This is a genomic window from Mucilaginibacter sp. P2_D11, from assembly GCF_056404435.1.
Map to the genome: position 1 here is coordinate 16,123 of NZ_JBFUEA010000002.1, position 12,885 is coordinate 29,007.

Sequence of the window (12,885 nt, forward strand, 5' to 3'; positions counted from 1 at the left end):
GATGAAAAAGGAGGATGTGCGGGAGGGTATTTTGCTCTAACTCGGGTAAGGGACACAAATTAAAAACACAGCGTAAATCATTTTGAATGAACGGGACTTTAGCTCAACTCATTTCATTGGCCACCTATGGCAATCAATTTTTAAAAGGCGACGATATCGCTGCGGACTTTTATCCATCTAATTCTGCGTTCCTGTATTGCAATAGTGTTAAATTCGCGGCGTTAAAAAAGGCTTTTCTTTCTTCAAAACTGAAAGAAGGAATTATAGCAGAAAATCCTGTGGCATGGTTCGCTTTTCTGAAGCTGGGCGGCTGTCGGCGATTATCATTATATTATCAAGAATCTAAAGACCAAACGTTTGCCAAAGACTTTAAACTGGCGGGGTTTGTTGGAGGCGGCGGAACATGGTTGATAGAAGCAGTGTACCAAAATCATTCTGATTATTGGGCCAATAGATGGGAAGTAACTGATGAAAAAAACCCAAACAGGAATATCTGGAGCGTAACTTATTGCTGTGTTGCACCGCAAAAGCCTACAGGTAATATTCAAGTTGATTTGCTTGCTGCCAAACAAACGCAACACCGGGTTTTAGCGGAACTGATCGATTTCTCGGCAAAATTAAATTTAAAGCCCTGGTCTGGTTTTTTCCAAAAAGCTTTTGCCGCATTAAGCGATAAGGCACCCGTGCCGGAGTATTACAAGGACTTCATCGAGGGCGGGGAGTATTCGTTAGATGCCCGGCAACTGTTAACGTCAGCCAGTATATCTTTTGTATTCGGAGGGATGGGTTCATGGAACGACATCGGATTCGAAGTACAAGGAGAAGAAGATACCTACGAAGAGCTATCCGGGCGATTGTATTCGTCCATTAATAGCGCCATCATCGCTGTTGTTAATGCATAAGGAATAAAATAGCGGCCCAATCTCAAAATCCTAATATTTTTAGCAAAACTATCCGATTAATCCCTAAATTTGTTTCATCTGCATATTTGCAATCTGCACATCTGAACAATGGCTAAAACTAAAATCGCATATTTCTGCCAGAGCTGTGGCTACGAATCGCCTAAATGGCTGGGTAAATGCCCTGCCTGCCAATCGTGGAATACGATGGTTGAGGAGGTTCTGGAAAAGGCCAACGCATCTGTACCCGCCTGGAAGGCTAGTCCGGCCTCATCGGTACGGGCCAATAAGCCGGTGCAGGTAGCCGATATTACCTTTAAGGAAGAACACCGCCTGCTTACGCCCGATAAAGAATTTAACCGGGTACTGGGCGGCGGCATCGTAGCGGGCTCATTGGTGCTGATAGGCGGCGAACCGGGCATCGGTAAATCTACCCTGATGCTGCAGTTGGCCCTGAATATGCCGGGTATCAAAGTACTCTACGTATCGGGCGAGGAAAGCGACCACCAAATAAAAATGCGGGCGGAAAGGTTGAGCACAGTGGGCAGTGGGCAGTTAGCAGTCGGCAGTGACAATCAATTCGAGACAGGAAAGACTTGCTACGTCCTCACCGAAACCTCCACCCAAAATATATTTAAGCAGATAGAGGAATTACAACCAGACCTGGTGGTGATAGATTCTATCCAAACGCTGCATTCGGCGCATGTGGAATCTACGCCGGGGAGCGTATCGCAGGTGCGGGAGTGCACAGCCGAGCTGCTGCGCTTTGCAAAGGAAACTTCTACGCCGGTGTTTTTGATTGGCCACATCACCAAAGATGGTATGATAGCCGGACCAAAGATACTGGAACACATGGTGGATACCGTGCTGCAATTTGAGGGCGACCGTCACCATGTGTACCGCATATTGCGCACCATCAAAAACCGTTTCGGCTCAGCATCCGAGCTGGGTATTTACGAGATGCTGGGCGAAGGCCTGCGTGAGGTTTCCAATCCGTCTGAAATATTATTGTCCCAACGCGATGAGCCACTGAGCGGCATCACCATATCAGCCACCTTAGAAGGCATGCGCCCTATGCTGATAGAAACCCAGGCACTGGTGAGTACCTCGGCATATGGTACGCCACAACGCACGGCAACCGGTTTCGATACCAAACGCATGAGTATGCTGCTGGCCGTGCTGGAGAAACGCTGCGGTTTCCGCCTGGGCGCAAAGGATGTGTTCCTCAACATAACCGGCGGCATACGTGTGGAAGACCCGGCTATCGACCTTGGGCTTGCCGCCGCCATTATCTCCTCGCACGAGGATATCCCCATCCCCGCAAAAACCTGCTTCGCGGGCGAGATTGGCCTCTCGGGCGAGATACGCGCCGTTAACCGGGTAGAGCAACGCATCGCCGAAGCGCAAAAGTTGGGCTTCGAGCAGATATTCATCTCTAAATACAATATGCCCTCCGGCGCAAAAGACAAAAACCGGTTGGATCTATCGCGCTACACCATCGATGTGAAGGTAGTGGGCAGGATAGAGGAGGTATTTGGTTTGCTGTTTGGGTAAAACTTCTGGCTGCCTCGGGCTTCCAGCCCGTGGTGCGCACATGGTCAGCTTTCAGCTGACGCAAGCTGGAAGCTTGCCCAATGCCCGCCACGAGATACGCTACGCTAATCTCGCGGTAGCGGACGGTTTTGGTTTGCTGTTTGGGTAAAACCCCATCACGTCCTTGCGAGCGATAGCGTGGCAATCATCGGCACGCAGAGCAGCCTTGCAGAGCGGATTAGTAAACGGCTTTGCTTATCCGACCTACTTTCCGAGGATTGCTTCGTCGCCCCACTTCTCTGCCCCACGCGCTGCTTCTCGCAATGACGACGTGGAAGAAGCAAAAGGGGGCGCGCAGTTTCCTGCCCGCCCCCTTTTGTAATAGTCATTAACCTAAGCTAACCTTTTACACCGCATCGTTTGTGGGTTTAATATCCACCACGCCTGCTTCGCGTTGTAGCTTTTTCAGCATTTCGCTGCCTATCAAGGCATCTATCATACCGTTTCCGCCGCCGTTCTGGCCGTTAATCAATATCTCAGGCACCAGTTTTATACCGTTCATGGCCAACGTTTCGGCTACGCGCACTATGGCGTATTGTTCGGCACCCATGGCCTGGGTTTTTTGTTTGGTTACCTCGGCTTCGGCTAAACCTATCGCTTTAATTTTACCGGCATCGGCATTACCGTTCACTTCGGTAGCGGCCGCATCGGCTTTGGCGTTGATGGTTTTGGCTTCGGCATCGGCACGGGCAATAATGGTTTTATTTTCCGCATCCGCTTTAGCGTTAATCACCCTCGATTCGGCATCACCCCTTGCAGCAGCCACTTTAGAAGCCGCCATCTGGGTGTTTATTTCTACCTGTCGGGTCGATTTTACAACCTCAGGCTGCATATCGGCACCGGCTTTGGCGCTTTCGAACTCCTTACGCTCTATTTGGGCGCTCTTTTGAATTTCGTAAGTAACGCGTTCCTGCTCGGCTATTTTACGGTCGGTAAGGGTACGCATCAAAGCTTCCGGTGGCACAATGTCACCTATCAGTGTATCTACGCCCTCTACGTTGTACTCGCCCAGCACTTTGCCTATCTGCGCACGGGCATCTTCCTGCCTGTCAGACCGGTTGGTTAAGAACTCTATCACACCACTCTTTTGTGCCGAGTTACGGAAGTAGTTGGCAATGGTAGGTTCCAGCACCTGCGATACCAAGTTTTTCATGTTACCGAAACGGGCGATCACCTTCGGTGCATCGTTACGCGGGATGTGGATAATCTGCGATACGTCCAAATTGAACGTAAAACCATCGTGCGACCTTACGCTGATGGTACACAGATGCTTATCCAGCTCGTGCGATTCGGTACGGCTGTTTGCCCAGTTGAGTACGATGTTGGTAGTAGGTACAATTTCTACCGAGTGGGTGTAAATATTCACCGGGTGCTTACCTGGGTCTAAAGGCTCGTCCCACACACCTTTATCGTATTTCTTTACAATGTTACCATGGGTGAAGCCCACGCCGCTGGTATCCTTACCTTCGGGGCCTACGAAAGAGTTCACCACGCCCACATAACCGATGTGGATATGTATCATCTCCACCTGCTCAACCACGGCAAACCATGGGTTAAGGTAGTAGGTACCAGCCAGGATAACATCTTCCTGCAAGCCTTTACGGCCACCGGCCTGTATAAAGGCCATCGGGTCCTGGTAATTACGGTGCCCCGCAACCGAGCCACCGGCTATGTCGCCTTTTTCCAACGGCTCGCCATCCAGCGTGGTAACGATACCCACCTTGTTTTCCTGTATCCGGGTGATAGGCACCATCACAATCTCGAACAGGAAGGTGTTGATACGGTAACTACCCGGCGTCAGAAACGCGGCTTGCGGGCCTTTTTGCCCGTTATTCTCAAGGAAAGCCTGCGAATCCTGGAACTTATCGCAAGGTACCGGTTTACCCAGTACACGGCCGGTATCCATCGGCGCACCATCCTTGGCTTTTACCAGGCCCAGCTTATCCTGCGGGATAACGGTAAACTGCTCCATGGTAATGGCGTACTGCCAGGGCCACATGCGCCAGTACAAACCCGGGGCTAGTGGCTTGCCCTGCATACCCGCTTCGCCATTTACGGCAATGATACGGCCGTCCGGCAGCCGCCCGCTGCCATACAGGGTAAATTTTTTAACAACTAAACCAATGCGGTCATCAGGAACGATGATCATACCAAAAAACACCTGCAGTACAAATTTGTACGCAAAAAGGGCGGCACATAGCGGCAGCACCCACCAGAATTGGAGAATTGAGTCAGACATTTTATTTAAGTGATTTTTTTATTAACGGAACCCTTAAGGTGCGGGCCCTCACAATAACTTACAGCTTTATGAGACCTTGGCTGTATAGCGTTACATATGATTACCGGCGTTGCGGCTTGTTACAAAAAATTGAATAATTATTTTTTTATTTCATTATTATTAATCGTAATATTGCGATTAATAATGGGCGCTACCAAATCAGAGATATATACCGAAGAGCAAAACAGCCTTGCCTTGCAGCTGAAAGCCATTGCGCACCCGGCGCGCATTGCTATTTTGCAGGAACTGATCAGGGCCAATGCCTGTATCTGCGGCGATTTGGTAACGGAACTGGGTTTGGCACAGGCAACCATATCGCAGCATTTAAAAGAGTTGAAGAATGCCGGCCTGATACAAGGCACCATAGAGGGTGTAAGCGTTTGCTATTGCATTGAACCAAAAGCCTGGAAGCTGCTGCAAACGGAGCTGAACGGGCTGTTTGCCTCGTACGGGGAAAAGAATAACTGCTGCTAAAAAAATTTGAACAGATTAATCGCAATATTACAATGGATAAGACAAAAACTATCACCTGGAAAACCTTCAAGGATGTGTTAGTACAGCACCCCGATTCGTATTTGCAGTTTCGCTATGCCGAAGATAAACTGGTGGATGCGGCATACCACATCACCGAGATAAAACAAGCGCCCATAACATCGGTAGATTGCGGCGGCGTGATGAATAAATGGACAGAAATCATCGTCCAATTATGGGTGCCGGATAACGAGGTACAGGCCCACCCTATGAAAGTAGCCAAGGCACTATCTATCGTAAGCCTAGTTGAGAAGATGCTGCCTTTGGATGCGGATGGGACGGTGAAGATCGAATTCGGCAATTCGGAATTCGATACCAGGCAAATGTTCCCTAACGACCTCATCGTAGATGGCGACGATCTGCTTATCGATTTACGGCCCGATGCGGTACAATGCAAGGCCCAGGAACGTGGCGGAAGCTGCGGCACCAACGATAAAGGCGAAGAATGCTGCGCCCCTGTTGCCGAAAAACCAAAAATTAAATTAATAAACCTGGCTACGCCGGAGGCAGCTTGCTGTACCCCCGGTGGTGGTTGCTGCTAAACGAAATAAAATGGATGTTGAAAATGCTGCTTCTTACAGGGAAGAAGCGATAGCCCTATTAAGGGCTGAAAACCTGCCGGTGGAGGATTTGCCCGAGAGCCTTAACGATTTTTTTGTGGCAGCAGAAGGCGGAGACATAATTGGCGTGGCGGGCATGGAGGTTTACGGCAATTACGGCTTGCTCCGTTCTGTGGCCGTGAGCCCCGGTTACCGGGGCCGCGGAATAGCGCTGAAGCTCGTCAGCCAAATTGAATCTGCGGGCAAATCCAAAGGCTTATCTGCCTTGTACCTGCTTACGGAAACCGCCGCTGATTATTTTAAAAATAACGGTTTTATACAAATTAGCCGCGACCAGGCCCCGGCAGAGATAAAAACCTCTTCGGAGTTTAGCCATATGTGCCCTGTATCGGCGATAGTAATGGAAAAAGCTTTATAAGGTTCAAAAAAAACAACTCTCCACTCCCGTAAGAAATACTATACATTTAGAACTTTAACAGCTGCATAAATGAAGATTGCACTTTTTTCGGATATACACGCCAACCTACCTGCATTCGAAGCATTTCTGGTAGACGTTGATAACCGTAAACCCGATGCTGTTTATTGTTTAGGCGATTTGATTGGTTATAACATTTGGCCCAACGAAGTCATCAATGAAATCCGCAAACGTGGTATAGCCACATTAGCGGGCAATCACGACCACAAATTCAACGGCTATGCGTACGAATTGGTTACAACAGAAAACCGCCAATACCTAAATACGCTTCCGGCACATATAAAGCTGGAGTTTCAGTTGAACAACAACCAGCTGAATGTTGTGATGGCACATGGCAGCCCACGAAGCATTGATGAATACGTTTTAGAAAATCTTGATGAAACTTATATACGGGATATGATGAAGGGGGCAAATGCTGATATACTTTGCGTTGGTCATTCACATAAGCCATATAGCCGGGTTATTCAGTCGGGCGGTAGAATTTATCGCACAATAAATGTTGGTTCTATAGGCAAGCCAAAAGATGGCAACCCAAAGGGCTGCTACGTCTTGCTAACCATTAACGAAAACAGTACTGCTACAACGGAAGGTAACGTTCACGTAGAATTTATCCGTTTTGATTACGATGTTGAAAAAGCAGCTAAGGCAATTATTGACAGCCCTTTGCCGGATGAATTGGCAGACAGGTTGAGAAAAGCTTTTTAAATTTAACATTATATGGGGTTCCGGGAAAACTTGCATGCCCAGCATCGGCAATAGTAATGATGAAATCAATTTTATAACATGAAGAATATTTTAGTATTGTGTACCGGCAACAGCTGCCGCAGCCAGATTGCCCACGGTTACCTGCGTTTTTACGCCGATGGTAAAGCAAATATTTATAGCGCGGGCATAGAAACCCATGGTGTGAATCCTAAAGCCATACAGGTAATGGCCGAGGACCATATCGATATCTCTAAACACACCTCCAATAATGTAGATGAGTATCTGGACATTCCTTTCGATTATGTGATTACCGTATGCGATAATGCCAACGAAGCCTGCCCATACTTCCCGGGCAAAGTGGAGCGCTTCCACCAAAATTTTCCCGACCCCGCCAAAGCAAGCGGCACGCCCGAAGAAGTGATGGACGAGTTTAGGCGGGTGCGGGATATGGTTAAGGTGTATGCAGCAAACTTTGTTCAAACCCATCTGGCATGAAGAAATATGTAGCCGAACTGATTGGCACATTCATACTTATTTTTTGCGGTACGGGTGCCATGGTGATAGACCAGCAAACGGGCGGTGCCGTTGGCCACGTGGGCGTAGCCATCACCTGGGGATTAACGGTGATGAGCCTGATCTATAGCATTGGCAACATATCCGGCTGCCATATCAATCCTGCGGTAAGTATCGCTTTTGCTATAGCGGGCCGGTTTAAAGCACGGTTACTACCGGGTTACATTATCAGCCAGCTAATTGGCGCCCTGCTGGCCAGCCTCACGCTCAAACTGCTTTTTCCATCCTCTCCTTTATTAGGCGCAACACTGCCCGCCGGCTCCGAGATGCAATCATTCATCATGGAGTTGCTGCTTACCTTCTTTTTGATGTTGGTAATTATGAATGTGGCGCACGGCAGTAAAGAGCAGGGGCAATTTGCGGGGATTGCCATTGGCGCGGTAGTTGGGCTGGAGGCTATGTTTGCCGGGCCCATCTGCGGGGCATCCATGAATCCGATACGATCCATTGCACCGGCAATCGTATCGGGGCATTTAGAACATCTTTGGATATATCTTGTCGCGCCCATAGTCGGGGCGACCTTGGCTATTCCCCTTTGGAAATATTTGTCGGTGGAGAAAGTGTTGTAATCCCCCACCAATCCAATTTTACTTAGAAGCGGTCTAAAGATATAATTCGTTTTAACCAAGGCTGATTCCCAAGGGTGGAATCGACCGTAGAGACGCAATATTTTGCGTCTCCGTTATGCAAATCCAATCCTGCCAATCCGTTTTGTATGGCGGGAGACGCAAAATATTGCGTCTCTACGAAAAAATAAACCATTTTTAGACCGCTTTTTAAAGCCGTTTCTGCTCATCGTCTGTTCCCTTATTTTTACGGGATGTTTTGCTGCCGGTGCCTAATGAGCGCGAATAAGAAAGCTTGATGATTGGGAAAAACCGCGATTCGGGCTGGTAGCTTACTCTCACATCGGTATTAAAAGCATCGGTGGTAAGCTGCCCGATTTTGGCGCGATAAATAACCGAACTGAATACATCCGAAACGCTGAGCTGAAAGCTGCCCTTTTGGTTGGGCAATTCTTTTTTGAAGCCCAGATTGATAGCGGCATTAGAGCTCGAATTGGAGTTGCTGTCATAAGCCGATGAGTTGTAATAGCCCGATAGTTCGATGGCGTAATTACGGGGCAGCTTAAAGCTTTCGGTAAAATTGATGTTATAGCTAAAATACGTTTTCTGCAGCGGCTGGCGGAAATAACTGATTTTATATTGATGCAACCCGCCTACGAAGCCATAGCTCATCTCCCACCAGGCCGCGGGCTTTATTGGGACGGTAGCCTGTAAAAGGAAGTTGTTTTGCCAATCGGCATTTTCGGGCCTCAGGTACACCAGGCCGGGGGTGGGGCCGGTCATAATTTGCGTACCCAAAATGGGGTTTATATCCTTGCTGTATAAAAGAGAGAGCAATAAATCATTTCGGTTATAAGCCAGCTTCAGATTATGCGTTATGGTGGGCTTTAAAGCCGGGTTGCCCGTAAAAACCGAAACCGGGTCGTTATAAGAAACATAGGAGGCCAAATCGGCAAAGGTGGGGCGGGTGATACGCTCGGTGTAGGATAGCTGCAGTTCGTCGGTTGCGTTAAGCTTACGGGTAAGGAAGATGCTGGGGAACAGTTTGCCCAGCCGGCGGTCTATCAGGTATTGCGTATTGAGCGAATGGTCGGTACTGTTGCGCGAATACTCGTACCGCGCCCCGGCCGAGATAGTGATGAGGCTATCGGGCTGCCAGTTGAGGATGGCGTAGGCCCCGCCGATGAACTCTTTGGTTCCCAAATCGTTTGAGGTGCCGGCGCCGATGTTCACCCAGTTGCCATCTACCAGCTTTTCAATACCGGCAGTACTTTGGCTTCGGGTGTAGGTGCTTTTCAGGCCGCTCTCCAGCCGCAGCCGCTTGCTGAACGGGTTGGTATAATCTATTTTAGCAACGCCCACTTTAATATCGGCATTGGCAAAATTACGTTGCCTTTGCCCAAACACGCTGTTGCTGAAATTGCTTTGTACCTGCGTCAGTCCCCGGTAATAATGGCCGAAATAGTCCAGGTCAATATTCAGTTTCTGGTCCTTGCCCATCGTTTGCTCCAGGTAAGCGCTGGGGTGCAGGTAGTGCGTGCGGCCGTTGCCTGCCAGTTGCGAGTCGAACGCCAGGACGGTATCGGGTAGCGTGTATTTACCAAAGTTGTGGTTGTTATTATCATTGGCGCTGATAGCGTAATACAATGCACCTCCCATGGTAAGCGTAGGGGTGGCCCGGTAGTCGAGCCCGGCGCCCATGCCGTTGTAAGTAGCAAAGGGCTTGCCCTCACCGTTGTATTGGAAAGCTACCGGCCCGCCAAGGATACCCACTATCTCGGTGCCATCGGCCAGCAGCAGGGAGTAGCTGCGGTCGCGGGCGTAATCATAGGAGCCGCGCAAACTCAATTTTTCGCTGTTATGGTTCAGGTTAAGGTCGGCAGAAGCTTTCAGGCCTTTGCCGTAGCCTGCAGATGCCGTTACCGAGCCGCTTGTTCCCTGCTTTTTATTCTTTTTGGTTACGATGTTGATGAGCCCGGCGTTTCCATCGGCATCGTACCTGGCGGGCGGCGTGCTTAGCAGCTCTATCTTATCTACGTCGTCGGCGGTCATCCCGTTAAGCAGTGCCGTTACCTGCTCAGTAGTAAGGCGCAACAGCTTGCCATCCAGCATTACCATCACTCCGCTTTTCCCGTTCAGGCTGATGCCGCCATGCTGCGGATCTAATACCACGCCGGGCGAGCGTTGCAGCACCTGCAAAACGGTGCTGCCTTTTGCCATCAGGCTGTTTTGCACGTTGACCACCAACCCGCCGGGCTGTTGCTGCACCAGCGGCTTGTTGGAGCGGATGACTACTTCGCCCAGTTGCTTGCTGGCAGCGGTGAGCACGATAGTGCCGGCATTATACCCCTGTTGCGCAGCACTAAGCACAAATGGCTTCGACGACCAGGTAATATGACCCAGGCTACTCACTTTTAGCATATAGCTGCCGTTGGGTATCGCCGTAAGGCTAAACGCCCCCTTCTCATCAGACAATACCGACCGGACCGCCACGCTATCCGGGCTCCTTAGAACCGACACGGTGGCGAAACCCACCGCACTCCCATCCGCAGAAACCAGCTTGCCGCCCACCTGGCTGTAAGCAGTGAAGCTGGACATCATTACTAAAAGCACCACGATTAATGTTTTCATGCTGCAAAAGAAATTTTTGCAGCCTCCCCAAACGAACCGGGTTGATGAACGGCTACCGCAAATTGACCACCGGCATTTATAAGCCTAAAGCGCCGGTTTGGATGCGCCATAGTGCCCAACCAACCGCTTATCCATTGCCGCATGCATCTCGTCAATTAAAACCGGCGGTTAAACTACCACGCTGTGTTTATTAACACAATTGCTGTAACTTTAACCATCATGGCATCCATTACCACGCAGCAAAACTGGTTTATCAAATACAAGCTTTACCACATCCCTTTTTGGATGGCGTACAACTATGTGCTATGGGCATTGGCGGTCGACAGCCCTTACCGGGCGGCACAGGATATGTTTTTTTCCGTGTTTGTTGTCAAGTCTTTCTTTTACATGATCTTTCCGGCGTTCGCCGTCTATTTCAACCTCTATTTCCTCATCCCCCGTTACCTGCAAAAAGGGCGGTATGGCTGGTACATGCTTTTCCTGGCATTGGCTATTATTGCCTCTTCGTTCCTGATAGTGCCGGGGTATTTTATAAGTGCCCGGCTGGCCGGCAGCAATGCCGAAAAAATGTTTGGCATCACCGGCGATTGGAACGGTTTCTATCACCAGGCGAAGTCGGACCCATTGAAATCTACCATCGCCGCCATTACGCTGGCCATGAGCATCAAGCTCACCAAAAACTGGATAGAAACGCAGCGGCGGCACCAGGCGCTGGAAAAAGAAAAGCTGGAAACGGAACTGAAATTCCTGAAATACCAGTTCAACCCGCATTTTTTGTTCAATAGCATCAACTCCATTTTTTTCCTCATCCATAAAAACCCGGATATGGCCTCGGCATCACTGGCCAAATTCTCCGAGTTGCTGCGGCACCAGCTTTACGAGTGCAACGACAACCTCATCCATCTAAGCAAAGAGCTCGCCTATCTCCAAAACTTTATCGAGCTGGAAAAGCTCCGCCAAAACCAAAGTCTTGTGGTAGAACTAAGCCTCGAAGATGATTATCCGCCTGATGCGGGGATCGCCCCTTTTATACTGATGACTTTCGTGGAGAATGCATTCAAGCATGTATCTAAAGATAAAGGCGGCCCGAACCACATCAGCATAAATCTGGCGGTAAAGGGCTCGCAGCTCCGGTTCAGCGTTGTCAACAGTATTTCGGCGAATGCATCGGCCGAGGTAATTAATTACGGCGGCATAGGCCTGCAAAACGTAAAACGCCGGTTGGATTTGATTTACCCCGATGCTTACCATTTGGACATAGACCAAGGGCCAGAAGCCTTCAGCATAAAACTTGAATTAGGACTAAGGCAGGTGGATGCCGTTCCCTCCGCACAATTAATAGCCGGCTGATATGATCAATTGCGTAATTATAGATGATGAGCCCCTGGCCCGCGAAGGCCTGGCAAACTATGTTAGGGAGGTAGATTTCCTTACGCTTGCCGGCGTGTGCGAAAACCCGCTGGAACTGCTGCCGCTGATAGACCGCGGCGCGGCCGACCTGGTGTTCCTGGATATACAGATGCCCAAGATGAACGGCATTGAGTTTTTGAAGATATTGCAAAAGCCGCCGATGGTGGTCATTACTACGGCTTATCCTTCCTACGCACTGGAGGGTTTCCAATTGAACGTGCTTGATTACCTGCTGAAGCCCGTCACCTTCGAACGTTTTTTTAAAGCCGCCGCCAAAGCCCGCGATTACCAGAAACTGCTCACCCGCGACCCGGCCAAACCCGCCGAAGATTACTTCTTCATCAAATGCGGCAGCAAATACGAGAAGGTACTTTTTGATGAGATACTGTACGTAGAGGGCATGCAGAATTACGTAACCATTTATAGCACCCGGGGCAAGTACGTTACCATGCTCTCGCTTAAAAGCCTGGAAGAAAAGCTGGCCGACAACGCCTTCATCAGGGTACACAAATCTTTTATCGCAGCCATCGGCAAGATAGATGGTATAGAAGCGGGCGAGATATTCATCGGCAGCAGCCGCATCCCCATTAGCCGCAGCTACCGCGAGCAGGTGATAAAACAGGTGGTATCTAAAAGGCTGTGGGATAAGAAATAAAACGACCCC

At 49.5% G+C, this 12,885-nt stretch carries 12 protein-coding genes; 10 read left to right on the forward strand and 2 right to left on the reverse strand.

Annotated elements, in window-relative coordinates:
• The first annotated feature begins 86 nt into the window (after nucleotides 1-86).
• Nucleotides 87-902 carry a hypothetical protein gene (locus AC1DXC_RS02955; protein WP_477457644.1) on the forward strand — a complete coding sequence of 272 codons (816 nt, stop codon included), beginning with the start codon at nucleotides 87-89 and terminating at the stop codon, nucleotides 900-902.
• 108 nt (nucleotides 903-1,010) lie between these two features.
• Entirely contained in the window at nucleotides 1,011-2,453 is a 1,443-nt protein-coding gene (gene radA / locus AC1DXC_RS02960) for a DNA repair protein RadA (protein WP_477457645.1), read from the forward strand.
• 385 nt (nucleotides 2,454-2,838) lie between these two features.
• Here the strand turns inward: radA and AC1DXC_RS02965 are convergent, their stop codons facing one another.
• Nucleotides 2,839-4,731, reverse strand: coding sequence for an SPFH domain-containing protein (locus tag AC1DXC_RS02965; RefSeq protein ID WP_477457646.1), 1,893 nt, complete (start codon nucleotides 4,729-4,731; stop codon nucleotides 2,839-2,841).
• A 183-nt stretch (nucleotides 4,732-4,914) separates the two neighbouring features.
• Between AC1DXC_RS02965 and AC1DXC_RS02970 the strand changes: the two genes are divergently transcribed.
• The 6 genes from AC1DXC_RS02970 (at nucleotide 4,915) to AC1DXC_RS02995 (ending at nucleotide 8,183) form a co-directional block, all read left to right on the forward strand.
• On the forward strand, nucleotides 4,915-5,244 hold the full coding sequence (locus AC1DXC_RS02970; RefSeq protein WP_477457647.1) for an ArsR/SmtB family transcription factor: 330 nt from the start codon (nucleotides 4,915-4,917) through the stop codon (nucleotides 5,242-5,244).
• Between the two features lie 32 nt (nucleotides 5,245-5,276).
• A complete protein-coding gene (locus AC1DXC_RS02975; RefSeq protein ID WP_477457648.1) occupies nucleotides 5,277-5,843 on the forward strand; it encodes a DUF6428 family protein in 567 nt (188 codons plus the stop codon).
• Between the two features lie 10 nt (nucleotides 5,844-5,853).
• Nucleotides 5,854-6,279, forward strand: a complete 426-nt coding sequence (gene arsN2 / locus AC1DXC_RS02980; RefSeq protein ID WP_477457649.1) for an arsenic resistance N-acetyltransferase ArsN2 — start codon at nucleotides 5,854-5,856, stop codon at nucleotides 6,277-6,279.
• A 69-nt stretch (nucleotides 6,280-6,348) separates the two neighbouring features.
• Nucleotides 6,349-7,041 (forward strand): metallophosphoesterase family protein, encoded by a 693-nt coding sequence (locus AC1DXC_RS02985; protein ID WP_477457650.1) that lies wholly within the window; start codon nucleotides 6,349-6,351, stop codon nucleotides 7,039-7,041.
• A gap of 78 nt (nucleotides 7,042-7,119) precedes the next feature.
• The gene (locus AC1DXC_RS02990; protein ID WP_477457651.1) at nucleotides 7,120-7,536 is read left to right on the forward strand and encodes an arsenate reductase ArsC; all 417 of its coding nucleotides are present in this window, start codon (nucleotides 7,120-7,122) and stop codon (nucleotides 7,534-7,536) included.
• Nucleotides 7,533-8,183, forward strand: coding sequence for an MIP/aquaporin family protein (locus AC1DXC_RS02995; RefSeq protein ID WP_477457652.1), 651 nt, complete (start codon nucleotides 7,533-7,535; stop codon nucleotides 8,181-8,183). Before AC1DXC_RS02990 ends, AC1DXC_RS02995 begins: the two co-directional genes overlap by 4 nt.
• A 207-nt stretch (nucleotides 8,184-8,390) precedes the next feature.
• Here the strand turns inward: AC1DXC_RS02995 and AC1DXC_RS03000 are convergent, their stop codons facing one another.
• Nucleotides 8,391-10,811 carry a TonB-dependent receptor domain-containing protein gene (locus AC1DXC_RS03000; RefSeq protein WP_477457653.1) on the reverse strand — a complete coding sequence of 807 codons (2,421 nt, stop codon included), beginning with the start codon at nucleotides 10,809-10,811 and terminating at the stop codon, nucleotides 8,391-8,393.
• Between the two features lie 219 nt (nucleotides 10,812-11,030).
• Between AC1DXC_RS03000 and AC1DXC_RS03005 the strand changes: the two genes are divergently transcribed.
• Complete coding sequence (locus tag AC1DXC_RS03005; protein WP_477457654.1) at nucleotides 11,031-12,161, forward strand: sensor histidine kinase; 1,131 nt, start codon at nucleotides 11,031-11,033, stop codon at nucleotides 12,159-12,161.
• A gap of 1 nt (nucleotide 12,162) precedes the next feature.
• The gene (locus AC1DXC_RS03010) at nucleotides 12,163-12,876 is read left to right on the forward strand and encodes a LytR/AlgR family response regulator transcription factor (RefSeq protein WP_477457655.1); all 714 of its coding nucleotides are present in this window, start codon (nucleotides 12,163-12,165) and stop codon (nucleotides 12,874-12,876) included.
• Nucleotides 12,877-12,885 lie beyond the last annotated feature (9 nt).

What these genes read in the sequence shown, in the direction of transcription:
- AC1DXC_RS02955 (WP_477457644.1), top strand. Translation starts at nt 87, where the DNA reads ATGAACGGGACTTTAGCTCAACTCATTTCATTGGCCACCTATGGCAAT.
- radA (WP_477457645.1), top strand. Translation starts at nt 1,011, where the DNA reads ATGGCTAAAACTAAAATCGCATATTTCTGCCAGAGCTGTGGCTACGAA.
- AC1DXC_RS02965 (WP_477457646.1), bottom strand. Translation starts at nt 4,731, where the DNA reads ATGTCTGACTCAATTCTCCAATTCTGGTGGGTGCTGCCGCTATGTGCC.
- AC1DXC_RS02970 (WP_477457647.1), top strand. Translation starts at nt 4,915, where the DNA reads ATGGGCGCTACCAAATCAGAGATATATACCGAAGAGCAAAACAGCCTT.
- AC1DXC_RS02975 (WP_477457648.1), top strand. Translation starts at nt 5,277, where the DNA reads ATGGATAAGACAAAAACTATCACCTGGAAAACCTTCAAGGATGTGTTA.
- arsN2 (WP_477457649.1), top strand. Translation starts at nt 5,854, where the DNA reads ATGGATGTTGAAAATGCTGCTTCTTACAGGGAAGAAGCGATAGCCCTA.
- AC1DXC_RS02985 (WP_477457650.1), top strand. Translation starts at nt 6,349, where the DNA reads ATGAAGATTGCACTTTTTTCGGATATACACGCCAACCTACCTGCATTC.
- AC1DXC_RS02990 (WP_477457651.1), top strand. Translation starts at nt 7,120, where the DNA reads ATGAAGAATATTTTAGTATTGTGTACCGGCAACAGCTGCCGCAGCCAG.
- AC1DXC_RS02995 (WP_477457652.1), top strand. Translation starts at nt 7,533, where the DNA reads ATGAAGAAATATGTAGCCGAACTGATTGGCACATTCATACTTATTTTT.
- AC1DXC_RS03000 (WP_477457653.1), bottom strand. Translation starts at nt 10,811, where the DNA reads ATGAAAACATTAATCGTGGTGCTTTTAGTAATGATGTCCAGCTTCACT.
- AC1DXC_RS03005 (WP_477457654.1), top strand. Translation starts at nt 11,031, where the DNA reads ATGGCATCCATTACCACGCAGCAAAACTGGTTTATCAAATACAAGCTT.
- AC1DXC_RS03010 (WP_477457655.1), top strand. Translation starts at nt 12,163, where the DNA reads ATGATCAATTGCGTAATTATAGATGATGAGCCCCTGGCCCGCGAAGGC.